This window comes from Caballeronia sp. INDeC2, assembly GCF_023631325.1.
Taxonomy (GTDB): Bacteria; Pseudomonadota; Gammaproteobacteria; order Burkholderiales; family Burkholderiaceae; genus Caballeronia.
In genome coordinates, this window is sequence record NZ_JALQDG010000003.1 from 472,960 (window position 1) to 496,266 (window position 23,307).

The 23,307-nt window shown below is 64.5% G+C and carries 20 protein-coding genes, 1 tRNA gene and 1 pseudogene; 13 read left to right on the plus strand and 9 right to left on the minus strand.

Going from position 1 to position 23,307, the window contains the following annotated elements:
• Positions 1-8 precede the first annotated feature (8 nt).
• Positions 9-866: a shikimate dehydrogenase gene (locus NCS28_RS03865; RefSeq protein WP_250512550.1), complete on the minus strand. Its 858-nt coding sequence runs from the start codon at positions 864-866 to the stop codon at positions 9-11.
• 250 nt (positions 867-1,116) lie between these two features.
• Between NCS28_RS03865 and NCS28_RS03870 the strand changes: the two genes are divergently transcribed.
• The gene (locus NCS28_RS03870; protein ID WP_250513051.1) at positions 1,117-3,012 is read left to right on the plus strand and encodes a bifunctional sugar phosphate isomerase/epimerase/4-hydroxyphenylpyruvate dioxygenase family protein; all 1,896 of its coding nucleotides are present in this window, start codon (positions 1,117-1,119) and stop codon (positions 3,010-3,012) included.
• A gap of 60 nt (positions 3,013-3,072) precedes the next feature.
• Entirely contained in the window at positions 3,073-3,237 is a 165-nt protein-coding gene (locus NCS28_RS03875; RefSeq protein WP_250512551.1) for a hypothetical protein, read from the plus strand.
• A gap of 7 nt (positions 3,238-3,244) precedes the next feature.
• Here NCS28_RS03875 and NCS28_RS03880 read toward each other — a convergent pair whose 3' ends face one another.
• On the minus strand, positions 3,245-3,724 hold the full coding sequence (locus NCS28_RS03880) for a hypothetical protein (protein ID WP_250512552.1): 480 nt from the start codon (positions 3,722-3,724) through the stop codon (positions 3,245-3,247).
• Between the two features lie 10 nt (positions 3,725-3,734).
• Between NCS28_RS03880 and NCS28_RS03885 the strand changes: the two genes are divergently transcribed.
• The 3 genes from NCS28_RS03885 (at position 3,735) to NCS28_RS03895 (ending at position 5,515) form a co-directional block, all read left to right on the plus strand.
• A tRNA-Arg gene (locus NCS28_RS03885) sits at positions 3,735-3,809 on the plus strand.
• Between the two features lie 171 nt (positions 3,810-3,980).
• Positions 3,981-4,778, plus strand: a complete 798-nt coding sequence (locus tag NCS28_RS03890; protein ID WP_250512553.1) for a bestrophin-like domain — start codon at positions 3,981-3,983, stop codon at positions 4,776-4,778.
• On the plus strand, positions 4,778-5,515 hold the full coding sequence (locus NCS28_RS03895) for a class I SAM-dependent methyltransferase (RefSeq protein WP_250512554.1): 738 nt from the start codon (positions 4,778-4,780) through the stop codon (positions 5,513-5,515). The genes NCS28_RS03890 and NCS28_RS03895 overlap by 1 nt, the downstream gene beginning before the upstream one ends.
• 28 nt (positions 5,516-5,543) lie before the next feature.
• Here the strand turns inward: NCS28_RS03895 and NCS28_RS03900 are convergent, their stop codons facing one another.
• Positions 5,544-5,726: a rubredoxin gene (locus NCS28_RS03900; protein ID WP_250512555.1), complete on the minus strand. Its 183-nt coding sequence runs from the start codon at positions 5,724-5,726 to the stop codon at positions 5,544-5,546.
• Positions 5,727-5,920: 194 nt separating this feature from the next.
• On the opposite strand from NCS28_RS03900, the gene NCS28_RS03905 reads away from it, so the two are divergent.
• From NCS28_RS03905 to NCS28_RS03940, 8 genes and pseudogenes are all read left to right on the plus strand, one after another.
• On the plus strand, positions 5,921-6,328 hold the full coding sequence (locus tag NCS28_RS03905) for a DUF4399 domain-containing protein (protein WP_250512556.1): 408 nt from the start codon (positions 5,921-5,923) through the stop codon (positions 6,326-6,328).
• 200 nt (positions 6,329-6,528) lie between these two features.
• Positions 6,529-8,463, plus strand: a complete 1,935-nt coding sequence (locus NCS28_RS03910; protein ID WP_250512557.1) for an ATP-binding cassette domain-containing protein — start codon at positions 6,529-6,531, stop codon at positions 8,461-8,463.
• 280 nt (positions 8,464-8,743) lie between these two features.
• Positions 8,744-10,723, plus strand: a complete 1,980-nt coding sequence (locus NCS28_RS03915) for a DNA topoisomerase IV subunit B (protein ID WP_250512558.1) — start codon at positions 8,744-8,746, stop codon at positions 10,721-10,723.
• Between the two features lie 38 nt (positions 10,724-10,761).
• Entirely contained in the window at positions 10,762-13,080 is a 2,319-nt protein-coding gene (gene parC / locus NCS28_RS03920) for a DNA topoisomerase IV subunit A (protein WP_250512559.1), read from the plus strand.
• A 236-nt stretch (positions 13,081-13,316) separates the two neighbouring features.
• Positions 13,317-13,517 (plus strand): annotated as a pseudogene (locus NCS28_RS03925) (type II toxin-antitoxin system RelE/ParE family toxin); the annotation flags it as partial.
• Positions 13,504-13,845 carry a helix-turn-helix domain-containing protein gene (locus tag NCS28_RS03930; protein WP_250512560.1) on the plus strand — a complete coding sequence of 114 codons (342 nt, stop codon included), beginning with the start codon at positions 13,504-13,506 and terminating at the stop codon, positions 13,843-13,845. The pseudogene NCS28_RS03925 and the gene NCS28_RS03930, both read left to right, overlap by 14 nt.
• A gap of 228 nt (positions 13,846-14,073) precedes the next feature.
• Positions 14,074-14,532: a CopD family protein gene (locus NCS28_RS03935; RefSeq protein ID WP_250512561.1), complete on the plus strand. Its 459-nt coding sequence runs from the start codon at positions 14,074-14,076 to the stop codon at positions 14,530-14,532.
• Positions 14,533-14,640: 108 nt separating this feature from the next.
• Positions 14,641-15,747, plus strand: a complete 1,107-nt coding sequence (locus NCS28_RS03940; protein ID WP_250512562.1) for a retroviral-like aspartic protease family protein — start codon at positions 14,641-14,643, stop codon at positions 15,745-15,747.
• A gap of 12 nt (positions 15,748-15,759) precedes the next feature.
• Here the strand turns inward: NCS28_RS03940 and NCS28_RS03945 are convergent, their stop codons facing one another.
• The 6 genes from NCS28_RS03945 to NCS28_RS03970 form a co-directional block, all read right to left on the minus strand.
• Entirely contained in the window at positions 15,760-18,189 is a 2,430-nt protein-coding gene (locus NCS28_RS03945; RefSeq protein WP_250512563.1) for a bifunctional diguanylate cyclase/phosphodiesterase, read from the minus strand.
• 454 nt (positions 18,190-18,643) lie between these two features.
• Complete coding sequence (locus NCS28_RS03950; protein WP_250512564.1) at positions 18,644-19,534, minus strand: PhzF family phenazine biosynthesis protein; 891 nt, start codon at positions 19,532-19,534, stop codon at positions 18,644-18,646.
• A gap of 83 nt (positions 19,535-19,617) precedes the next feature.
• Positions 19,618-20,079 (minus strand): RidA family protein, encoded by a 462-nt coding sequence (locus NCS28_RS03955; protein WP_250512565.1) that lies wholly within the window; start codon positions 20,077-20,079, stop codon positions 19,618-19,620.
• Positions 20,080-20,103: 24 nt separating this feature from the next.
• A complete protein-coding gene (locus tag NCS28_RS03960) occupies positions 20,104-21,300 on the minus strand; it encodes an aminotransferase-like domain-containing protein (protein WP_250512566.1) in 1,197 nt (398 codons plus the stop codon).
• 100 nt (positions 21,301-21,400) lie between these two features.
• A complete protein-coding gene (locus NCS28_RS03965) occupies positions 21,401-22,342 on the minus strand; it encodes a DMT family transporter (RefSeq protein ID WP_250512567.1) in 942 nt (313 codons plus the stop codon).
• Positions 22,343-22,377: 35 nt separating this feature from the next.
• A complete protein-coding gene (locus tag NCS28_RS03970; protein ID WP_250512568.1) occupies positions 22,378-23,178 on the minus strand; it encodes a VOC family protein in 801 nt (266 codons plus the stop codon).
• Between the last annotated feature and the right edge of the window lie 129 nt (positions 23,179-23,307).

Consider the following 23,307-nt stretch of genomic DNA (forward strand, 5'->3'; position numbering starts at 1 on the left):
CCGGGTTATCAACGTTCCAGCAAGGTCTGGAAATGCGCGAACATGCGCTCGGCATCCGGCTCGCGGCCGGTAAAGATGCGCAGCGCATCGACCGCCTGGCAGACCGCCATGCCGCCGCCGCTTACCGTGCGGCATCCGAGCGCCTTCGCGGCTTTCAGCAGTTGCGTTTCGAGCGGGAAATAGACGATCTCCGCGACCCACAATTCCTTGTGCAGATACTCGGCCGGCAGCGGCAGGCCGGGCAGCTTCGCCATGCCGGTCGGCGTCGCGTGGATGAGGCCGCTTGCGACGGCGAGCGTGTCGCGCAGATCGCCGCCGCTCTTCACGATGCGATCCGGAAAGCGCGCCGCGAGGTCGGCGGCGAGCGAGGCGGCGCGTGCCGCATCGGAATCGAACAGCGTGAGTTCGCGCGCGCCCATCGTCAGCGCGGCATGCGCGACGGCCGCGCCCGCGCCGCCCGCGCCGAGCTGCACGACGCGCTCCATCGGCGCGCCGGGCAGACCGCGCTGGAACGCGCGCGCGAAGCCCGACCCGTCGGTGTTGTAGCCGATGCGTTTGCCGTCCTTCAACACCACCGTATTCACGGCGCCGAGTGCGCGGGCGTCGGAATCGAGATCGTCGAGCAACGGGATCACGCTTTGCTTGCACGGATACGTGATGTTCAGGCCGTCGTAGCCCATGCGCTCGGCGGCGTCGAGCAGATCGGGCAGGGCGGATGGCTCGAGCGCCAGCGCCTGAAGATCGATGCGTCGATACACATAGTTGAGACCGAGGTTGCTGCCTTCCTTCTCGTGCATGGCGGGCGTGAGCGAGCCGGCGATGCCGGATCCGATCAGGCCGATGAGATACGAAGTCTTGGTGGTCATGCGAGCGCTCCGGCAATGAACGAGCACTGCATGCTGCAGTGCGAGATTAATAGGCCGCAGTGTGAACGCACGCGCGAGACTTGTCGGTTCGTGTTTTCACCAATTTGTACGGTCTAGTTAGTTTGTTATTATCTCGCAGAATGACATGGATTGCGCGCGTCAGTCATGCGGACGGCCTACACTGGAAGGCGCCGCTCCGATCCATCCGCATTCACCGAATTGCAACGAGGAGGCAGCGATGCTGCGTTCAATCCGCACTTCCATCGCGACGGTATCCATCAGCGGCACGCTTCCCGAGAAGTTGCGCGCCATACAGGCGGCCGGTTTCGACGGCGTCGAGATCTTCGAGAACGATCTGCTGTATTTCGACGGCACGCCCGCCGACGTGCGTCGCATGTGCGCGGACCTCGGCCTCGAGATCTACCTGTTTCAGCCGTTCCGCGATTTCGACGGCGTGAGCCCCGAGCGGCTCGCGAAGAACGTCGAGCGCGCGAAGCGCAAGTTCGAACTGATGCACGAGTTGGGCACGGACCGCATCCTCGTGTGCAGCAACGTATCGCCCGACACGATTCGCGACGACGCGCTGCTTGCCGATCAGCTCGGCGTGCTCGCGAACATCGCGCAGGAGGCGGGCGTGATCGTCGCGTACGAGGCGCTCGCGTGGGGTCGCTACGTGAACTCGTACAAGCACGCGTGGAAGCTCGTCGACGCGGTGAATCATCCGAACCTCGGCCTCGCGCTAGATACGTTTCATACGTTGTCGATCGGCGATTCGGTGGAAGAGATCGCGTCGATTCCGGGCGAGCGCATCGCGTTCGTGCAGATCGCCGATGCGCCCGTGCTCGCGATGGACGTGCTCGAATGGAGCCGTCACTATCGCTGCTTTCCGGGGCAGGGCGCGTTCGATGTCGCGGGCTTCACGGCGCGCGTGCTCGAAGCGGGCTACAAGGGTCCGCTGTCGCTCGAAATCTTCAATGACGGCTTTCGGGCCGCGCCGACCGCGATCACGGCGGCGGATGGTTACCGGTCGCTGCGTTTTCTCGAAGAACAGACGCGCGAGTTGATGGGCGACAAGGCGCCGCCCGAGCTCTTCAACCCTCCCGCACCGCCCGCGCACATCGGCTTCCAGTTCCTCGAATTCGCCGTCGACGACCGCACGCGCGAGCACCTCGCGCAATGGCTCGGCCGGCTCGGTTTCAGGCTTGCGGGCAAGCATCGCTCGAAGGATGTCGCGTTGTACCGACATGGCGCGGGGTCGATCGTGCTCAACGCCGAGGCCGATTCGTTTGCGAGCGCGTTCTTTCAGAAGCACGGCTTGTCGCTGTGCGCGTCGGCGTTTCACGTCGACGACGCGAAGCAGGCGTTCGAGCGCGCCGCCGCGTACGGCTCGGCGCCGTTTTCGGGACAAGTCGGTCCGAACGAGCGCGTGGTGCCGGGCGTACAGTCGCCCGACGGCAGCCTCGACTATTTCGTCGATGAAGCGCCCGGCGGCCCGACGCTGTGGGAATCCGACTTCAATCTGACGGATATCGACGGACCGTACGAAGTGGGTCCGCTCTCGCGCATCGATCACGTGTGCCTGTCGCTTCCCGCAGACGCGCTCGATACATGGGTGCTGTTCTTCCGAAGCGCGTTCGGCTTCGAGACCGAAGCCGCCGTGCTCGTGCCCGATCCGTACGGTCTCGTGCGCAGCCGCGCGGTGCGAAGCCGCGACGGCTCGGTGCGCATCGCGCTGAACGCGTCGGTGGATCGGTACACCGCGGTGTCCGAATCGTTATCGACGTATCGCGGCTCGGGCCTGAACCATGTCGCGTTCAGCACGCCCGATATCTTCGATGCGATCCCGCGTCTCGAAGCCGATGGCGTCAAATTCCTGCATATCCCGGGCAACTATTACGACGATCTCGTCGCGCGCTTCGGCCTGCCTGATGAGCAGATCGACCAGATGCGCGAGCACAACATCCTGTACGACCGCGACGAGCGCGGCGGAGAGTTTTTCCACGCGTACACGGAGCAGCTCGATCAGCGCTTCTTCCTCGAAGTGATCGAGCGGCGCGGCGGCTACGACGGCTACGGCGCGGCCAACGCGGCGGTGCGGCTCGCGGCGCACGCGCAACAGCAGCAGCGCGCGCGTCGAACGGCGTGAAGCGGGGCGGCGCGTGACCTAAAATCGATACATGGCGCCAGTGAAAAGCGGAGGGACGTCATGTGGGATTTTTCGAGCATTTTCGTCGGACTTGCGTGCCTGGCGACGATCGTCATCGTGCTGCTCGCGCAGGATTGGCGCGATGGACATCGCAGGCGCGTGGCGGCGCGAGACCACGCGCATCGGCATCCGTTGCGCGAATGGTGGCTGAGGCATCGACATTGACACGCGCTCAGGCGCTTTTAGCTTTCGCGAGAGCAGCCTGCTCGCGTTCGCTTCGAAGTTCTTCTTCGCGCTGACGCCCGGCCGCCTCGAACGCGTCGATATGCAAATACAGCCGATGCACGGTCTGAATCTGCGTGTGAGAGAGATGTGACCGGCGCGTAATCGATGCCAGCCGCTCGCGCCAGTACGAAGGCGGCAGCAGCGGCCCGCCGAGATCGCACGACAATGAGCGGCGCAGCACCAGTTCGAGGTGCGTCAGGTCCTGGTCTGCCAGCAACGCCGAAAACGCGCCCTGCGGCTTGGTATCGGGATAGGGGTCCATTACTCCGATGGCGGCGCGGCTCAGCGAAACTTGATAGGTGCAAACCCTCGGTTCCGACGATTTTTTCCGGGGCGCGTCCTTGCGTTCGAATTTCTTCGCGCCGACCCCGATCCCGCCGATGGCGTTTGTTATACTCTGCGCTCGCTTGGCCGCGCTGTCGGCCACGCACGGTCCGCTCCCCGTAGTTCAATGGATAGAACGAGTGCCTCCTAAGCGCTAGATGCAGGTTCGATTCCTGCCGGGGGGACCACGATCCCGCACGCCGCCCTCGCGGCTTCTTGTTCGTTCCCGTTCCCGTCGCCGCCGCCGCGCTTCTTATCTCCGCTTTTCATCCGCTTCTCATCCGCTCCGCATTGGACCGCAAGCGCTTTCCCGCCGATAATGCGACCACTCCGGTCACGCCATCACGGCTCGCGCGTTCATGACGGAAATCCAGTCCGCGGTGCTCGTCTTCATTCTCCTTCTGGCCAGCACGGGGCTGGGCGCGATCGTGCGGCCGCTGCTGCCCGAAGAGCACAAGGCGCAGGAGACGGTGCAACTCGTGCAGTTGCTCGTCGGCATGCTGGTGACGTTCGCGGCGCTCGTGCTCGGCCTCCTGACCGCATCGGCGAAAACGGTCTTCGACACCACCAACAGCGACATGCGCAGCTACGCGACATCGATCATCGAACTCGATCGCACCATGCGCGATTACGGCGCCGATCTCGATCGCGCGCGCGAACTCCTACGCTCGTACACGGCGGCCGCAGTCGCGAGCACGTGGCCGAACGAGCCGCGGCCGCCCGGCCATTACCCGGACGTCGAGCCGTCGACGAAAACCGACAATCTCGCGAGCAGCACGCTCGGCGCGATTCTGAGCCAGGCCCAGCGCGACGTGCGCCTGCTTCGCCCGCACGACGACTATCATCGCCAGATCGCCGCCGAAGCCGCCGCGCGTTTCGAGCAACTCATCGCACTGCGCTGGAAGCTCGTGGAGGAAGCGCACGGATCGATTTCCTATCCGTTCGACCGGATACTCGTCGGCTGGCTTCTCATCATCTTTCTGTGCTTCGGGCTGATCGCGCCGCGCAACGCGCTTTCGCTCGTGACGATCATGCTCGGCGCGCTGTCGATCGCATCGGCGGTGCTCGTGATCCTCGATCTCGATACGCCATTCACCGGCCCGATCATGATCGGCAGCCAGCCGATGCGCGACGCGATCGCATACCAGAGCCGCTGATGCTCTACGACGATCCGCGCCTCGTCGCGCTCTACGACATACTCAATCCGTTCGCGCCAGATACGGCGTTCTATCTCGCGCTGGCCGAGCCGGCGAAACATATCGTCGATCTCGGCTGCGGCACGGGTTTGCTCGCCTGCGAACTGGCGAAGCGCGGGCATCGCGTGACGGGCATCGATCCGTCGCCGCAAATGCTGCGTGTCGCGCGAGCGCGTCCGCACGGCGACGAGGTGACGTGGATCGAAGGCGATGCGAACGCGCTGCCGTTCGTCGGCGCGGCGGATCTGCTCGTGATGACGGGGCACGTCGCACAAGTATTTCTCGACGATGCCGCGTTCCTCGCGACGCTCAAGGCCGCGCGACGTGCGATCCGGCCGGGCGGCGCGATCGCCTTCGAAAGCCGCAATCCGGCGGCGCGGGCGTGGGAAAACTGGACGCGCGAACGCTCGTCGAGGCGCGTCGAAGCGCCGGACGGAAAAACAGTGGAAGTGTGGCAGGAGCGGCACGCGCAACCCGATCCGTCGACAACCGGCCGCGCCGCGTTCACGACGCACTACCGCTTCATGTCGACGCCCGAGGACACGCTGAGCGCCACGAGCGAACTGCGCTTTCGCACGCTCGACGAGCTCGCGCGCCTTTTGACCGATTCGGGTTTCGCGCGCATCGACTGGTATGGAGACTGGGATCGCGCGCCGGTGGATGAAACGAGCCGCGAGCTGATCGCGGTGGCGCGGTGAAAACCCGCCCCGCAAACGGCAGTGGGTATCAGAACTCGACGACGACGAAGTCGGCCTTGCCCACGTCGCACAGCGGGCAGCGCCAGTCGGCGGGGATGTCGTCGAAACGGGTGCCGGCGGGAATGCCGTCGTCCGGCAGACCTTCTTCCTCGTTGTAGATCCAGCCGCAAATCAGGCAGACCCAGCTCTTGAATTCGATGACTTCGCTCACGACAGACTCTTGATTCGAAAGAAATAAACGGAAACCGCGTGCGCTCGAAGACGATGCGCGGCGCGGCGACCCGGCATCTTACAGGAATCGGCGCGATCGTCCCGATTACGGCGATCCGTAAGCCCGGTGTATGCTTTTTGGGTCTCCGGCGCCGCTTTCGCGCCAGCGACCGGTTTCACAACATGGAGAAAACGATGAACAAGAAAATCTTGGGTGCGATGCTGACAGGCGCGTTTCTGCTCGCGCAATACGCCGGCGCGGCGCATGCGCAGGCGCGCGTCTATTTCGTCGAGCCGAAAGATGACGCCACCGTTACGAGCCCCGTGCACGTGAAGTTCGGCGTCGACGGCATGTCGATCGCGCCGGCGGGCACGATGACCGACGGCACCGGCCATCACCATCTGCTGATCGATGGCAAGCCGCTGCCGAAGGGCACCGTGATCCCGGCGAACGATACGTCGCTGCACTTCGGCAAGGGCCAGACCGAGGCCGACGTGAAACTGCCGCCCGGAGATCACACGCTGACGATGCAGTTCGGCGACGGCGCGCACCGCTCCTACGGGCCGGAAATGAGCCAGACGATCAAGGTGCATGTGAAGTAACGCGTTTTCGGCGCGAGACGAGGCAAGGCCGCCGCGGATCGGATCCGGGCGGCCTTGCCGCATTTTGGGCTGCCGGCCCTCATCCGTTCGGCCTTAAGCCGCGCGCGTCGTGCGTTGTCGGGCGCGGCGCCCGGTACAATGGCCGCTTCCATCGGTTGTCGTGTTCGTCGCCGATTCTTCGCCATCCATCCGGTTTTCCCATGTCGCTTTATTCCATTTCGGACGCGCAGCTCGCGTTCGGCCACGTCGCATTGCTCGACCACGCCGACTTCTCGCTCGAAGCGGGCGAGCGTGTCGGGCTGATCGGCCGCAACGGCGCGGGCAAGTCGTCGCTTCTCAAGATCGTCGCGGGGCTCGCCGCGCCCGATGACGGCCTCGTCACGCGTCAGAGCGAGCTCACGACCGTCTACGTGCCGCAGGAGCCCGAGTTCGATCTCGACGCCTCCGTGTTCGATGTCGTCGCCTCCGGCCTGATCGATGCGCGCGCATTGCTCGACGAGTACGACGCCGTCGCGCACGCGCTCGCCGACACGCCCGAAGGCGCGCAGCACGACGCGTTGCTCGCGCGCATGAACGCGCTGCAATCGGCGCTCGACATGCGCGATGCGTGGAACTGGCGCACGCGCGTCGCAACGACGCTCGCGCAAATCGGCCTCGACGGCGACGCGCGCGCGGGCGACCTGTCCGGCGGCATGAAAAAGCGCGTGGCGCTGGCGCGCGCGCTCGTCGTGCAGCCCGATGTGCTTTTGCTCGACGAGCCGACCAACCATCTCGACTTCGACGGCATTCGCTGGCTGGAAGAACTGCTCGTCACGCTGCGCACCGGCTTGCTCTTCATCACGCACGATCGCGCGTTTCTCGATCGCGTGGCGACGCGCATCGTCGAACTGGATCGCGGGCGTCTGCTGTCGTATCCGGGCAATTTCAGCGCGTATCAGACGAGGAAGGCGCAGCAGCTCGAAGTCGAAAAAATCGAGCAGGAGAAGTTCGACAAGCTGCTCGCGCAAGAAGAAGTGTGGATTCGCAAGGGCGTCGAGGCGCGGCGCACGCGCAGCGTCGGGCGCATCGCGCGGCTCGTGGAAATGCGCAACGAACGCGCCGAACGCCGCAACGTGCAGGGCAACGTGAAGCTCGATGTCGGGCAGGGCGAGAAGTCCGGCAAGATCGTCGCCGAACTGACCGATGTCACGAAGCGCTACGGCGAACGCACGATCGTCGACCGCTTCACGGCCACGGTGATGCGCGGCGACAAGATCGGTCTCGTCGGTCCGAACGGCGCGGGCAAGACCACATTGCTGAAGCTCATCCTCGGCGAGTTGCAGCCCGACGAAGGGCGCGTGCGCGTCGGCACCAACATTCAGGTCGCGTACTTCGATCAGATGCGCGCGCAACTCGATCTCGACAAATCGCTCGCCGACACCATCAGCCCCGGCAGCGAATGGGTCGAAGTGAACGGCGTGAAGAAGCACGTGATGAGCTATCTCGGCGACTTCCTGTTCGCGCCGGAACGCGCGCGTTCGCCGGTGCGCTCGCTGTCGGGCGGCGAGCGCAATCGCCTGTTGCTCGCGCGCCTTTTCGCGCGGCCCGCGAACGTGCTCGTGCTCGACGAGCCGACCAACGACCTCGACATTCCCACGCTCGAACTGCTCGAAGAACTGCTCGCTGATTACGACGGCACCGTGTTGCTCGTGAGCCACGACCGCGCGTTTCTCGACAACGTCGTGACGTCGGTGTTCGCCGCGGAGGGCCGCGGCCTGTGGCGCGAGTATGTCGGCGGCTTCTCCGACTGGCAGATTCAGCGCGAACGTTCGGAGCGTATCGCGGAAGAAGCGGCGCGCCAGACGGCGAAAGAAGCGCCGAAGGACGACACGCCGAAGGAAAGCGCGGCGGGCCGCAACGCGCAGCGCACGGTGAAGCTGTCGTTCAAGGAACAGCGCGAGCTGGAAGCGCTGCCGGGGCGCATCGCCGAACTGGAAGACGAGCAGAAGGCGATCGGCGCACAGCTCGCAGACGGCTCGATCTTCGCGAAGGACGCGAAGGAAGGCGCGCGGCTGTCGGAGCGCCACGCGGCGATCGAAGAGGAATTGCTCGTCGCGCTCGAGCGCTGGGAAGAGCTGGAAGCGAAGCGCACGTAAGCGCTTTCGGGGCCGCGCACGACACGCCTTTTATCGGTCCGAGGTGGGCGCGGCGTGCGAAAACCGCTATTCTCCTAGCGCGGCTCGGATCGGCGGGCGGTTTTCCGCCTCCCGCACCGGCATCCGGCCAGGCATTTTCATCAAGCATTCGCCGGCAGATCGGGCGTCACGTTGTGGCATTTCCCGCGAGAACGCTCGAGAGCCGGATCAACGTTCAACTATGTCCACGAAAAAATCCAGCGCAATGGCGACAGGCACTGAACGAGGCAAACGCCTCGTCATGAACGCCAAGGCAGCCGGCTACAGCGAAGCATCGATCAAGGTGCTCAAGGGCCTGGAGCCGGTCAAGCAGCGGCCCGGCATGTACACGCGGACCGAGAATCCGCTGCACATCATTCAGGAAGTGATCGATAACGCCTCCGACGAAGCGCTCGGCGGCTTCGGCAAACAGATCATCGTCACGCTGCATAACGACAACTCCGTGTCCGTCGAGGACGATGGCCGCGGCATTCCCTTCGGCATGCATCCGGAAGAGGGCGTGCCGGTCGTCGAGATCGTGTTCACGCGGCTGCATGCGGGCGGCAAGTTCGACAAGGCCGCGGGCGGCGCGTACACGTTCTCGGGCGGTCTGCACGGCGTCGGCGTCTCCGTCACGAACGCGCTCGCGACGCGCCTCGAGGTCGCGGTCTGGCGCGACAACAAGGTCGCGCAACTGGCGTTTTCAAACGGCGACGTCATCGAAGAACTTACGACGCGCGCGGCCGAGCGGGGCGCCAAGAAGAGCGGCACGCGCGTGCGCGCATGGCCGAATCCGAAGTACTTCGATTCCGCCAATCTGCCGCTCGGCGAATTGCAGCGTCTCTTGCGCTCGAAGGCCGTGCTGCTGCCGGGCGTCGAAGTGGTGCTCGTCGTCGAGAAGACGGGCGAGCGTCAGACGTGGAAGTATGAAGACGGCCTGCGCGGTTATCTGCTCGAAGGCATGGGCGGCAGCGAACTGCTGATTCCCTTGTTCGAAGGCGAGCGCTACGCGGAAAGCTCGAAGAACACCGAGGAAACTTTCGCGGAAGGCGAGGGCGCCTCGTGGGTCGTCGCGTGGAGCGAGGAAGGCCCGCTCTTGCGCGAATCGTATGTGAACCTCATTCCGACGCCCGCGGGCGGCACGCATGAATCCGGCCTGCGCGATGGCCTCTTCCAGGCGGTGAAGAACTTCGTCGAAATTCACAACCTGCAGCCCAAAGGCGTGAAGCTGCTCGCGGAGGACGTGTTCGCGCGCGTGTCGTTCGTGCTGTCGGCGAAAGTGCTCGATCCGCAATTTCAAGGGCAGATCAAGGAACGCCTCAATAGCCGCGATGCGGTGAAGCTCGTGTCGTCGTTCTCGCGGCCTGCGCTCGAGTTGTGGCTGAACCAGCACGTCGAGTTCGGCAAGAAGCTCGCGGAACTCGTGATCCGTCAGGCGCAGGCCCGCACGCGCGCCGGCCAGAAGATCGAGAAGAAGAAAAGCTCGGGCGTTGCCGTGTTGCCGGGCAAGCTCACGGATTGCGAATCGACAGACATCGCGCGCAACGAGCTTTTCCTCGTCGAGGGCGATTCGGCGGGCGGGTCCGCGAAGATGGGCCGCGACAAGGAGTTTCAGGCGATTCTCCCGTTGCGCGGCAAGGTGCTGAACACGTGGGAAACGGAACGCGACCGGCTCTTTGCGAACAACGAAGTGCATGACATCGCCGTGGCGATCGGTGTGGACCCCCATGGCCCCGACGATCAGATCGATCTGTCGAATCTGCGTTACGGCAAGATCTGCATTCTTTCCGACGCGGACGTCGACGGCGCGCACATTCAGGTGCTTCTGCTCACGCTCTTCTTCAAGCACTTCCCGCAACTGATCGAGCGCGGCCACGTGTGCGTCGCGCGTCCGCCGCTCTTTCGCGTCGATGCGCCCGCGCGCGGCAAGAAGCCCGCGCAGAAGCTCTACGCGCTCGACGAAGGCGAGCTCGAAGCCATCCTCGACAAGTTGCGCAAGGACGGTGTGCGGGAAACGGCGTGGACCATCAGCCGCTTCAAAGGTCTCGGCGAAATGAGCGCGGAGCAGCTCTGGGACACGACGATGAACCCCGACACGCGCCGCCTCCTGCCGGTCGGCCTCGGCGATCTGGGCTTCGATCTCACCGTCTCGCGCATGACGATGCTGATGGGCAAGGGCGAAGCGGCATCGCGCCGCAGCTGGCTCGAAGAAAAGGGCAACGAAGTCGAAGCGGACATTTGAGCGCGACTTGAGCAACGCATAACGGATATCGATATTCGATGGGAATCACAGACGATCTCTTCGCCGAACAGACCGCACCGGACGGCGAACAACTGACGCTCGGCGATTACGCCGAGCGCGCCTATCTCGACTACGCGGTGAGCGTGGTGAAGGGCCGCGCGCTGCCGGATGTCTGCGACGGACAAAAGCCCGTGCAGCGCCGCATTCTCTACGCGATGAGCGAGATGGGCCTCGCGTCCGGCGCGAAACCGGTGAAGTCGGCGCGCGTGGTCGGCGACGTGCTGGGCAAATATCACCCGCACGGCGATCAATCGGCGTACGACGCGCTCGTGCGTCTCGCGCAGGACTTCTCGATGCGCTATCCGCTCATCGACGGTCAGGGCAACTTCGGCTCGCGCGACGGCGACGGCGCGGCGGCCATGCGGTACACGGAAGCGCGCCTCACGCCCATCGCGCGCCTGCTGCTCGATGAAATCGATCAGGGCACGGTCGACTTCATGCCGAACTACGACGGCTCGTTCGAAGAGCCGAAGCTTTTACCCGCGCGTTTGCCGTTCCTGTTGCTGAACGGCGCATCGGGCATCGCGGTGGGTCTCGCGACGGAAATCCCGTCGCACAATCTGCGCGAAGTCGCGCAAGCCGCCGTCGCGATGATCCGCGATCCGAAGATGGGCCACGCGGGTTTGATGGAGAAGTTGCCCGGACCGGATTTCCCCGGCGGCGGGCAAATCATCTCGTCGCCCGCGGAAATCTCGGCGGCCTACGAGACGGGCCGCGGCAGCCTGAAGGTGCGCGCGCGCTGGAAGATCGAAGACATGGCGCGCGGCCAGTGGCAGGTCGTCATCACGGAATTGCCGCCGGGCGTGTCGAGCCAGAAGGTGCTCGAGGAGATCGAGGAACTCACCAACCCGAAGATCAAGCTCGGCAAGAAGACGCTTACCCCCGAGCAGGTCCAGACCAAGCAGACCTTGCTCGGCCTGCTCGACGCCGTGCGCGACGAGTCCGGCAAGGACGCGCCCGTGCGTCTCGTGTTCGAGCCGAAGTCGAGCCGCATCGATCAGACCGAGTTCGTCAACTCGCTGCTCGCGCATACGAGCCTCGAATCGAACGCGACGATCAATCTCGTGATGATCGGCGCGGATGGCCGGCCGCGTCAGAAGGGCATCGTCGAGATCCTGCACGAGTGGATCGGCTTTCGCTTCGTGACGGTGACGCGGCGCACGCAGCATCGCCTCGGCAAGGTCAACGACCGCATCCATATTCTCGAAGGGCGAATGATCGTCTTCCTGAATATCGATGAAGTCATTCGCATCATCCGCGAATCGGAGGAGCCGAAGCAGGCGCTGATCGCGCGCTTCAATCTCTCCGACCGTCAGGCCGAAGACATCCTCGAAATTCGTCTGCGTCAGCTGGCGCGGCTCGAAGCGATCAAGATCGAACAGGAGCTGTCCGACTTGCGCGACGAAAAGACCAAGCTTGAAGAGCTGCTCAACAGCGACGCCGCGATGAAGCGCGTGCTCATCAGGGAAATCGAAGCGGACGCGAAGCAATACGGCGACGATCGCCGCACGCTCATTCAGCAGGAAAAGCGTGCGACGTTCGAGGCGCGTGTCGTCGATGAACCCGTGACGGTCGTCGTGTCGCAGAAGGGCTGGGTGCGCGCGTTGAAGGGCCACGGACTCGATCCGGCGGGCTTCACGTTCAAGCAGGGCGATGGTCTCTATGCGGCGTTCCTGGCGCGCACGCCGGATTCGCTGGTCGCGTGGGGCAGCAAGGGGCGCGTGTATTCGGTGCCAGTGTCGGCGTTGCCGGGCGGGCGGGGTGACGGCGTGCCGGTGACGTCGCTGATCGAGCTGGAATCGGGCACGCATCTGCTGCACTATTTCGCGGCGAACGCGGAGCAACCGTTGCTGCTGGCATCGAGCAATGGCTTCGGCTTCATGGCGAAGCTGGGCGACATGGTGAGCCGTCAGAAGGCGGGCAAGGCGTTCATGACGATCGACGAAGGTGCGGCTCCGCTTGCGCCGATGCCGATCAATCCGGGCGCGACTCATGTCGCGTGCCTGTCGAGCGCGGGCAAGCTGCTGGTCTTCGGCATGGACGAGATGAAGACGCTGTCGGGCGGCGGTCGCGGCGTCATTCTCATGGGCCTCGATGCGAAGGAAACGCTGCGCCAGGCGCTCGCGTTCGACGCGCGCGGCGTGATGATGATCGGCACGGGGCGTGGCGGGAAGGCGCGGGACGAGAAGCTCAGCGGATCGCAGTTGCAATTGCATCTCGGCAAGCGCGCGAGGAAGGGGCGTGCGCCGGATTCGTCGTTGAAGGTGACGGAGTTGAGGCCGGTATTTGAAGGGTAAAGTGTTTGAGGGGCGTCGCTGACGTCCGCCCGTGACCTGAGAAGCCCGCTTCGTGCGGGCTTTTTTTGCATCTGCCAATCTGCCTCGCGACATTCGGTTATTCACCATTTCCACACTCGCTCCAAGCCAACAGACTTTGCTTTGGCGTCGCGAAGTCTCAGCGAGATGCTTGAAAGAAACGCAGTGACGATTCCCATATTGGTATATCTGCCATTGCGTGATGGAAGAAAGAGAAGGAGGTGGTGGAGTCGTCGCGGGATGGCACCTATCGCGCCGTCTACACGGTGAAGTTCGTGCACGCGGTCTATGTACTGCATTGTTTCCAGAAAAAGTCGGCAGACGGCATCGCCACGCCGAAGCCGGACATCGACATCGTTCGGGCGAGGCTGAAAGCGGCGCAAGCGCATGCCGCAGGAGAAGGCAATGATCGAGATTGAAAAGGGCAGCGGCAACGTTTATGCCGACCTGGAAACGGCCGACGCCGACGAAATGCGAGTCAAGGCGCAACTCGCCGGCAAGATAGGCGAGGTCATCAAGGCACGTCGCTGGACACAACAGCGAGCGTCCGAGGTGCTGGGCAACAGTCAGCCGAAAATGTCGCAACTGCTGCGGGGACAATTCCGGGGCATCAGCGAGGCGAAGATGCTGGATTTGCTGGCACGTCTTGGCCGCAACGTACAGATCGTCGTCGGTCCGCAGCGGCGCTCGACGAAAAAAGAGCCGAGTGGAAGTCGTTTTCGCCGCACGACGGCGAATTCAGGTTAGCGAACGATCCGGATGACGGTAGCGAGTAGCACCGCGATGACCGCGCGTCGCATCATAAATATGCACCAATGCGGGAACTCGTTACGCGACTCGCATTCTTAGTGTTCTGGGCTCGACCGCCAAGTCTCGTCACTTGCAGCAGCAGTTTCCAATCTTCGGCTTGAGTCCGCCCATGACTTTCACGCCGCAACCCGTCCATCGAGTTTTGAACCGCATCCGGAATCCCCAATGAACAAAGCCATCGAAGCGGCGCTCTTTCTGCATTTGCTCGGCGTCGCCGTCTGGATAGGCGGCATGATCTTCGCGCATTTCTGCCTGCGTCCCGCGCTCGGTGATCTCACGCCGCAACTGCGTCTGCCGCTTTGGGAATCGGTCTTCGCCCGTTTCTTCAATTGGGTGGGCGCGTCGGTGCTCGTGATTCTGATCACCGGCGGCTTCCTGCTCATGGAGTTCGGCGGCGGTCACGCGGCGTGGCCCTTGCATACGATGGCCGGTCTCGGCATCGTGATGATGCTGATCTACGGTCATATCCGCTTCGCCGTGTTTCCGCGCATCCGTCGCGCCGTGCAGGCGCAGAACTGGCCCGACGGCGCGAGGGCGGTCGGGACCGTGAGACGGCTCGTCGTGATCAATCTCGTGCTCGGCGTCGTGACGATCGGCACGGCGGTGCTGTCGCGCGGTTTTTGATTCTTCGATACGCGTGCCGGCCTGATTTCGAGTTTCTTCGATTGCGCAGGTGTCGTGGGTTCGTCGATCTTTGCGGCGATCCAATTCCCATGACAGTGCAATCAACTCATGAACAAGCAGGCAAGGCATCGACGCAGGGCACGATGGGCGTATCGAACAGTCTTTCTGGCGCTCGCGGCGCTGGCCGGATGTCGCGAATCCGGCTCCTACGACATTCAGGTTCCGGCCGCGATCCGGCCGGCCGTACAGACGTATCGGCTCTCCAAAATCCCGAATGGCGATTTGCTCAAGCCGGAAATCAATCGCGCGCTGATCCAGCTGAGCGAGCAGGCCTGCGACCGGACCGCGATGGGCACATTGGCCGCGCAACTCGACTTGCTCGGCTTTCACGCCGACGCAGGAAGAGTGCTCGTCCAGTTTGTCGAACACTGCGGCAGGGCCGACGGTTTCCTCAGTGCGGCGGCGGACGATTTCATCGCGACGGGAGACTTCAAACAGGCGATCGATCTGCTGAACCGGCTGCTGGCGAATGACCCGCTGAATGCGCAGTTCACCTTCGACCGTGGCAGGGCGCTGGAAAGCGCGGAACGTTACGATGAAGCGCTATCCGACTACATGCAGGTGCTCGCGCTGGAGTCCGATCGCGCAGCCTTAAGCGGCAATCTCTTCATTCGCGCGGCAGAGATTCATGCGCGCGCCGGGCGCTACTGTGACGCGATCGGCATGATCCGGATGTGGACGTCCGCGAGCCCCGATCGCGCCGACAATCCACAGGCGAAGTCGATGATCGCCCGATACGCTTCGACGCAGACCTGCCCTTCGAGCTACGCGTCCGGGCAGGCGACGTTCGCGCGCCGCACCGGCAGCACGATCAAGGTCCGCGTGACGATCAACGGGACGGAAGGTACGTTCATCGTGGATACGGGCGCATCGTATGTCGGATTGACGTCCGGGTTCGCGCAGCGCGCCAGCATTCACACCGACCATGCGAAGGTGATCCACATGCAAACCGCGAACGGTGCGCGCGATGCCAAACTCACACAAGCCGATACCATCGCGCTGAACGGCGTTACGGCATCGAATGTGCCGGTGACCGTGGACAACACCGGCGGCGCGAGTTTCGGCGCCGGTATCGACGGATTGCTCGGGCAGTCGTTCCTTTCGCGCTTCGACGTGCGCTTCGCACCGAATCAATGGTCGATCGCGCAGCGATAACCGGAAAGCGTCTTACCCGCCGCGCGCATCCGTCAGCGCGGTGCTCGACTCCTGACCCGCATCCTTGCGCGAGCGCGGCGACTGTCCGCGCGGCCATCCGCACACGCCGAAGCGGTCGAGCAGCGCCTGCACGCCATCCGCCGGCACGGGGCGTGAGAACAGGAAGCCTTGCGCTTCCACCGGCCCGAGCGCCGCGAGCCATGCAATCTGCTCTTCGCGTTCGGTTCCTTCGACGACCACCGTCAGTCCCAGCGAGCGCGCCAGGTTGATGATCGCCGACACCATCACGCACACGCTGCGGTCCTCGGGAATCGCCTGGACGAACGAGCGATCCACCTTGAGCGTATCGACCGAGAAGCGGTTCAGATACGACAGCGACGAATAGCCCGTGCCGAAGTCGTCGAGCGCGATGCGCACGCCCAGGCGCTTCAACGCGACGATCTTCTCCTGCACGAGCTCCGGATACTCGACCATCACCGTTTCGGTGATTTCGAGTTCGAGCTTGTCGGGCGGAATGCCGCTCGCCTCGATCGCGCGCGCGACCGTCTCCAGCAGGTCGCCGCGCCAGAACTGCACGGCCGAGATGTTCACGGCGAGCGACAGCCCGTGATAACCGTCGCGCTGCCATTGCGCGAGCTGCATGCACGCGGTGTAGATCACGAAATCGCCGACCGCGACGATCAGCCCTGTCGATTCCGCCACCGGAATGAATTCGTTCGCCGGAATGAGTCCGTGCTGCGGATGATTCCAGCGCACGAGCGCCTCGAAGCCCGTGATGCAGCGGCGCGTGAGATCGATCTTCGGCTGATAGACGAGAAAGAGTTGCTGCTCGGTCAGCGCGACGCGCAGTTGCTGCTCCCACTTCATCAGATGATCCGCGCGATGCGACAGTTGCGGCGAATAGAACTGATAGCAGTTGCGGCCCGCGTCCTTCGCGCTGTACATCGCGAGATCGGCCTTCTTCAGCAGGTCGATTTCGCTTTCGTTCGATACCGAAAAGAGCGCGATGCCGATGCTCGCATGCAGCACGAACGCGCTGCCGCGCACGTCGAAAGGCGTGGCGAACATCGTCGAGATGTCGTCTGCGAGCGTGACGGCGCGCTGTTCGACGTCGTCGCCCTTCACGACGACCACGAACTCGTCGCCGCCGATGCGCGACAGCGTGCCGCTTTGCCCGACCGTCTCCGCGAGCCGCGACGCGGTCATTTGCAGCACGATATCGCCGGCGTTGTGACCGAGCGTGTCGTTGACCGTCTTGAAGTTGTCGAGATCGATGAAGAGCAGCGCGAGCCGCCCGATGTTCTCCGGCTGCGCCACGTCTTGCCTGAGCGCGCGCAGGGTCGAGTAGCGGTTGCGCAGGCCGGTCAGCAGATCATATTCGACGAGATGCGTCATCTCGCGCTCGCGTCCGAGCAGCTTGCCGATGAGCCCCGTCGCGACCGCGAAGAAGCCGAGCATCGCGAGCGAGATGAAGCTCGCCATCAGCAGATAGACATTGCGCGTGTGGTTGTAGTCGATCATCTCCTCGCGCTCGGAGAGGCCGACGAGCACGCCGAGTGGATAGCCGTCGATATGCCGGTACGACACGATGCGCTTCACGTGATCGATCGGATCGACGTAGATGCCCGACGCGTGATCCGTCGTCGGATACACGCCGGTCGCGCTGAACGCCGCGTGCGCGCGGTCCGCCGGGCCGCCGTGGGCATTGCTCTTAACGGCGGAACTGGCCGCCGCGTTTTCGGCGAGACTGCCGCCCGTACTGCGCGCGAGCACCGAGCCGTTATCCGACACGACGGCGATCACGCCCTCGCGTCCGATCGACGCGACGTTGTAGAAATCGCTCGTGAAATACGCCGGATCTTCCGACACGACTACGACGCCCGCGAACGAGCCGTCCGGATGATTGAGCCGGCGCGTGATCTGCAACGTCCACAAACCCGACACGCGTCCGCGCACGGGCCGGCTGATATACAGCAGGTCGTCGTTCGAATGGGCGTGGATCTTGTAGTGCTCGCGATCGGACAGGTCGATCGGCTTCGGGTGCGGATCGGACGTATTGGCGATGAGCGTGCCGTATTCGTCGATCAGCGAGACTTGCACGAGCGTGTCGCTCTGCACGACGCCTTTCTCGACGGTTGCGATCAGGTCGAAGTTGTCGGGCGACTTCTCGTACTCGTACTTGACGAAGCGGGTGATCTGGTCGACCTGATGGATCGCCTTGATGGTGTGCTGCTCGAGCGCCGAAGAAAGGATCGCGGCGGAGGCCATCGATTCGTGTGTCGTCGCTTCGCGCTCGACGGAGAGCCGGGCGAAGATCACCGCCCACAGCAGCACCAGCACGAAGGTGCCGAGCACGGGAATGGCGAGGAGGGCGCGCCGACGCCGCGCCGTCGGCGCGCCGAAGAGGGTGTCGGAAATGGCGTAGGAGCGCACGCGCTTCATGGCGCGTCCGCCGGCGCTCTGCCGCGTAGCGCGTGGCGTGCTGCGAACTGCGCGAGGTGGACGAAGCGATGCATGTTTTGAGGCGTTCGGCCGAAACGAGTGACTATACCGTGCGCGGCGCGCAGCGGATGATCGGCGGCTTGTTTCTCCGAGACCCGATCCACGTCCGGATTCACGCCAGGAGGTCGCGCAACGGCCGTTCGGCGAGCGGTGCTTCGCAGCGGCGCCCGAAGCCCGGCATGAGCGAGACGGCGAGCGTTCGGTGTCGTTAAGAGCATACGTTTGCGCTGCGGCGCAAGCGGATCACACTCGCGACGCCAGTCTTTCGCCGATGTGAAACCGCGATTGCGTTCTGATCCCCGATTGTTCAGATATTAGCGAAGCCTCGAAGATTAAGAAAGGGGCGACGCTTGGGGGTATACGCGCGCCTGCCGGCAGCGCGTAGGTCATTGTTTCAGATGCAGAATGTGCCGTCGATCACAGTTACCGAGGCCCCGCCGATCCAGATCGGTGCGCCGTCTTCCCGGTCGCCGTATTCGATGCTCACGCGGCCGTCGCGGCCGAGCGCGGTGCCTTGCCGCACGGTGTATGAAGCGCCGGGCCGCTTGCCTTGTTGTGTCAGGAGCGCGGCGAGCGCCGCGTTCGCGCTGCCCGTCACCGGATCTTCGATGTTCTCCGCGCCGAGCAGGATCACGCGCAGCTCGAAGGTCGCGGGACCATCGGCGTCATGCGGTCCGTACACGGCGATGCCGTGCGTGCCCACTTCCGCGACGAGCGCCTGCAACGCATCCCGCGCCTGCCCGCGCAGCGATAGCGCGAGACATTGCGCCGCGTCCTTCACGCGCACGACGAGCCACGGCGCGCCGTTGTCGACGGCGGCGGGCGGCGCGCTGAAATCGATTACCGCGGGCGCGAGCGCAGCGGCGAGGCGCTCGTTCTGCGCGTCGGTCAGCGGCGCGATGGTCGCGGGCGGCGCGGCGAAGGCCCACTCGCCGTTGCCGCGCTCGGCGAGCGTGACGAGCCCGACGCCGCATTCCTGCACGAGCCGGCCGGGCGTCTTCGGCGTGTAACCGCTGTCGATGAGCGCGTGCGCGCTGCCGAGCGTCGGATGTCCGGCAAAGGGCAGCTCGACGGCCGTCGTGAAAATGCGCACGCGATAGTCGGCGCGCGGATCGGTCGGCGGCATCAGGAACGCCGTCTCGGACAGATTGGTCCAGCGCGCGATCTCCTGCATGCGTTCGGCCGACAGGCCTTCGGCGTCGAAGATCACCGCGAGCGGATTGCCTTTGAACGGAACCGGCGTGAAGACATCGACCTGCTTGAACTGGACGGTGCGCGCGGACATGAGCGTATCGAATTGAAAAGCACACAAAAAACCCGACGGCCGGAGCGCGTCGGGTTTCGCTGACGAGCGACGGCAGACGCGCTTTAAGCGACTTCCGCGATCAACTCGATCTCGACGCACGCGCCGAGCGGAATCTGCGCCACGCCGAACGCCGAGCGCGCATGTTTGCCCGCATCGCCGAACACTTGCGCGATCAGCTCCGACGCGCCGTTCGTAACGATGTGCTGCTCGGTGAAGCCGAACGTCGAATTCACGAGGCTCATCACCTTGACGATGCGCTTCACGTTGTTCAGATCGCCGACGTGCGCGTGCAGGGTCGCGATCAGGTCGATGGCGACGTTGCGCGCCGCGGCCTTGCCTTCTTCCGTCGTGATGTCGTCGCCGAGCTTGCCGACATGCACCTTACCGTCCTTCTTCGCGATGTGCCCGGAGAGATACACGGTGTTGCCGCTCTGCGCGCTCATCACATAAGCGGCGGCGGGCGCGCCCGCCGTGGGTAGTTCGATGCCGAGTTCCTTCAGCTTGTCGTACACGTTGGATGCCATCTGTTGCTCCTCTGAACGTTGAAATCAGACGCTCGCGCGAATCAGCGCGCCGAGCTTGGCCACGCCTTCGTCGATCGTCGCGGGCGGAACCGTCACGAAGGAGAGGCGCATCGTGTTGAGCTGGGCCTCGTTCGCGAAGAACGGACCGCCGGGCACGAAGGCCACATTCTGCGCGATCGCCTGCTCGAGCAGCTTCATCGAATCGATGTGTTGCGGCAGTTTCACCCACACGAACATGCCGCCTTCCGGCCGGTTCCATTCGACGCCGGCGGGCATGTGGCGTTCCAGCGCGTGAAGCATCGCCTCGCACTGGTCGCGATAGAGCGCGCGGATGGTCGGAACGTGCTGATCGAGAAAGCCGTCCTTGACCACTTCGTAGACGATGCGCTGCGTGAGGCTCGGCGTGTGCAGATCGGTGGCCTGTTTTGCCTGCACCAGTTTGAAGTGCAATTCCTCGGGCGCGATGATGTAGCCCACGCGCAGGCCCGGCGCCAGCACCTTCGAGAACGAGCCGAGATGCACGATATGCTCGGGCGCCATCGAGAGCAGCGTCGGCAGCGGGGCGCCGGCGTAGTCGAGCGCGCCGTAGGGATCGTCCTCGATCACCGGAAAGGACGCCTTCTGCGCGAACGCGGCGAGCGCGCGGCGGCGTTCGAGCGGCAGGCGGCGGCCTGTCGGATTCTGGAAGTTCGGCTGCGCGTAGAGCAGGCGTGCGTTCGCGGTGAGCGCGGCGTCGAGCGCTTCGGGGATCAGGCCGGATTCGTCGGTCGGCACCTGCACGTAATGCGGCTCGAAGAGCGAAAACGACTGCAGCGCGCCGAGATACGTCGGCGTTTCGACGAGCACGCGGCTGCCCGGATCGACGAGCGTCTTGCCGAGCAGATCGAGCGCCTGTTGCGAGCCGGTCGTGATGAGCACCTGCGTCGGGCGGATATGCGCGCCGTTCACCGAATAGCGCGCGGCGACCCATTCGCGCAGCGGCATATAGCCTTCGGTCGCGCTGTACTGGAGCGCGGCGGCGGGCTGATCGCGCAGGATGCGTTCCGAGGCGTGGCGCATTTCCTCGACGGGAAACGTTGCGGGCGAGGGCAGGCCGCCCGCGAACGAAATGACTTCGGGCCGCTCCGTAACCTTCAGGATTTCGCGAATCGCCGAACTGGTGAGCTTGCGTGCGCGTTCGGAGAGTTGCCAGGGCGTGGCGCGGAGATCGGCTTGATTCATGAAATGCCTCGATTGTCTCTGGGATGATGTCTTTCGCGGCGCGGGCCGCGAATTTTTGGGCTGACGAGGTACGGCAAAGCGCAATTATCGCGCGAGTGCGTCATCTTGCGTGCGTCGTGCCTGCCGAGACGACTGCCGCCGGCGGCGCGGGACGCACGGCGGTCTTGCGGCCCAGCACGACGGTCGCAATGACGGCGGCCGCATACAGCCAGGTCGACGCGCTCACGTGCTCGCCGAAGAAGAGTGCGGAGAAGGCCATCGTGAAGAAGATCTGCAGCAGTTGGACTTGCCCGACGCGCGCGATGCCGCCCATCGCGAGTCCGGCGTACCACGCGAAGAAACCGATGAATTGCGAAAACAGCGTGACATAGCCGAACGCGAGCCATGTCTTGAGCGCGAGCGGTTCGGGATGCGCCGCATGGCTTCCGAAAAACTGCGCCCACGCGAGCCAGCCGACCGGCAGCAACAGGAACGGCGCGGAGAGCACGAGCGCCCAGCAGATCACCTGCCAGCCGCCCATCTGACGCGCGAGCCGCGCGCCTTCCGCGTAGCCGAGCGCGCCGATGCCGACCGCGACGAGCATCAGCAGATCGCCGGCCTGCAGGCCGCCGCCGCCCGCCTGCAACGCGAACGCGACGACGATCGCGCTGCCCGCCACCGCGCTCGCCCAGAATGCCTTCGACGGCCGCTCGTGCGACAGCCACGCGGCATAGATCGCGACGCACAGAGGCTGCAGGCCGTTCACGACCGCGCCGTGCGACGCGGGCACGGTCTTCATCGCCCATGCCGAAAACACCGGAAACGCGATGATCACGCCGAGCGCGACGACGGCGAGGCTCTTGACCTGCGGCCACGTCGGCAGCTTTTCGCGGCGCCAGATGAGCAGTGCGGCGGCCGGAATCGCCGCGACGAGGGCGCGTCCGAGGCCGTTCAAGAGCGGATGCACCTCCGCGACGACGATGCGCGTCATCGGCAGCGTCAGACTAAAAATGACGACGCCGATCAGGCCGAGCAGCATGCCTTCGGTTTCGCGGGTTTTCATCGTGCGGTGTCTCCTTGTTTGTCCGACGCGCGGGTTCAATCGGGTTGCGGCGGCGCTTCGGGTTCGTCCTGCGCGTCCGTTTTCTTCACGCGGCGGCGCTTCGACGCCTGCCGCGCTTCTTCCTCGCGGGCCTGCGCCTGTTCCGCCGATTCACCGAGCGTGAGCGTCGATCCGTCCGGCAGATCGAACTGTGCGACGAGCGTCGGCGCGCCCGCCATCTGCTCGATGCGCATCAGATGCGCCGCGCCGAGCCAAGCAAGCTGTTCGGACAGCGCTTGCGCTTCCGGATGGAAACCCGTCAGCGCGCGCAGCGCGATGCCCGTTTCCGGCAGCGCGTCGCTCGGATGGCGCGGCGTGTCCCACTGGATCAGCGAGGGCAGCACGCCGTCGCCGGCGCCTTGCCACGACGGAAACGCGCCGTCGTCGGGCACGGTCAGGCCCCACGTGTTGCCCGCACGCGACATCGCCGCGACGGGTGCAATGCGCTGCGGATACTGCTCGCGCCAGCGAGAAAGCGACTTCGGGCGGTCGACGCGCGCGACCCAATGCACGAGTTGCGGGCCGTCATCGGCGAGGCGACGCTGCATCCCGGGATCGTCCAATGCGAAAAGGCGCGGCCGGGTCGACTCGACGTTCGCCGCGGACGGATCGATCGCGATCACTTCCAGATACGCGCCGCCCCACAGATTCAGCAGCCGGTTGTGCGTGCGCATCAGCGGGTGCGCGCCGCCGGCTACCGTCTCGACGCCGAATTTCGCGGCGACGAACTGCGCACCTTCTTCCAGCGTGCGTGCGGCGACCACGAGGTGATCGAGTTTGAGTCGATGATCGGTCATGACGGAGCGATGCGATAAACAGGGGCCGACAGCATAACGCTTTCCGTATCGCACGCCGGACGCCGAAAGCAAAATGTAGCCGCTATCACCATAACAGTAACGGTACAATCAGCCCAATACTATTCGGTA

Coding starts and splice junctions, on each gene's coding strand:
- NCS28_RS03875 (WP_250512551.1), top strand. CDS start 3,073: ATGTGGGATTTTTCGAGCATTTTCGTCGGACTTGCGTGCCTGGCGACG.
- NCS28_RS03895 (WP_250512554.1), top strand. CDS start 4,778: ATGCTCTACGACGATCCGCGCCTCGTCGCGCTCTACGACATACTCAAT.
- NCS28_RS03890 (WP_250512553.1), top strand. CDS start 3,981: ATGACGGAAATCCAGTCCGCGGTGCTCGTCTTCATTCTCCTTCTGGCC.
- NCS28_RS03970 (WP_250512568.1), bottom strand. CDS start 23,178: ATGACCGATCATCGACTCAAACTCGATCACCTCGTGGTCGCCGCACGC.
- NCS28_RS03915 (WP_250512558.1), top strand. CDS start 8,744: ATGAACGCCAAGGCAGCCGGCTACAGCGAAGCATCGATCAAGGTGCTC.
- NCS28_RS03865 (WP_250512550.1), bottom strand. CDS start 866: ATGACCACCAAGACTTCGTATCTCATCGGCCTGATCGGATCCGGCATC.
- NCS28_RS03935 (WP_250512561.1), top strand. CDS start 14,074: ATGAACAAAGCCATCGAAGCGGCGCTCTTTCTGCATTTGCTCGGCGTC.
- parC (WP_250512559.1), top strand. CDS start 10,762: ATGGGAATCACAGACGATCTCTTCGCCGAACAGACCGCACCGGACGGC.
- NCS28_RS03930 (WP_250512560.1), top strand. CDS start 13,504: ATGATCGAGATTGAAAAGGGCAGCGGCAACGTTTATGCCGACCTGGAA.
- NCS28_RS03940 (WP_250512562.1), top strand. CDS start 14,641: ATGAACAAGCAGGCAAGGCATCGACGCAGGGCACGATGGGCGTATCGA.
- NCS28_RS03905 (WP_250512556.1), top strand. CDS start 5,921: ATGAACAAGAAAATCTTGGGTGCGATGCTGACAGGCGCGTTTCTGCTC.
- NCS28_RS03910 (WP_250512557.1), top strand. CDS start 6,529: ATGTCGCTTTATTCCATTTCGGACGCGCAGCTCGCGTTCGGCCACGTC.
- NCS28_RS03945 (WP_250512563.1), bottom strand. CDS start 18,189: ATGAAGCGCGTGCGCTCCTACGCCATTTCCGACACCCTCTTCGGCGCG.
- NCS28_RS03965 (WP_250512567.1), bottom strand. CDS start 22,342: ATGAAAACCCGCGAAACCGAAGGCATGCTGCTCGGCCTGATCGGCGTC.
- NCS28_RS03960 (WP_250512566.1), bottom strand. CDS start 21,300: ATGAATCAAGCCGATCTCCGCGCCACGCCCTGGCAACTCTCCGAACGC.
- NCS28_RS03955 (WP_250512565.1), bottom strand. CDS start 20,079: ATGGCATCCAACGTGTACGACAAGCTGAAGGAACTCGGCATCGAACTA.
- NCS28_RS03950 (WP_250512564.1), bottom strand. CDS start 19,534: ATGTCCGCGCGCACCGTCCAGTTCAAGCAGGTCGATGTCTTCACGCCG.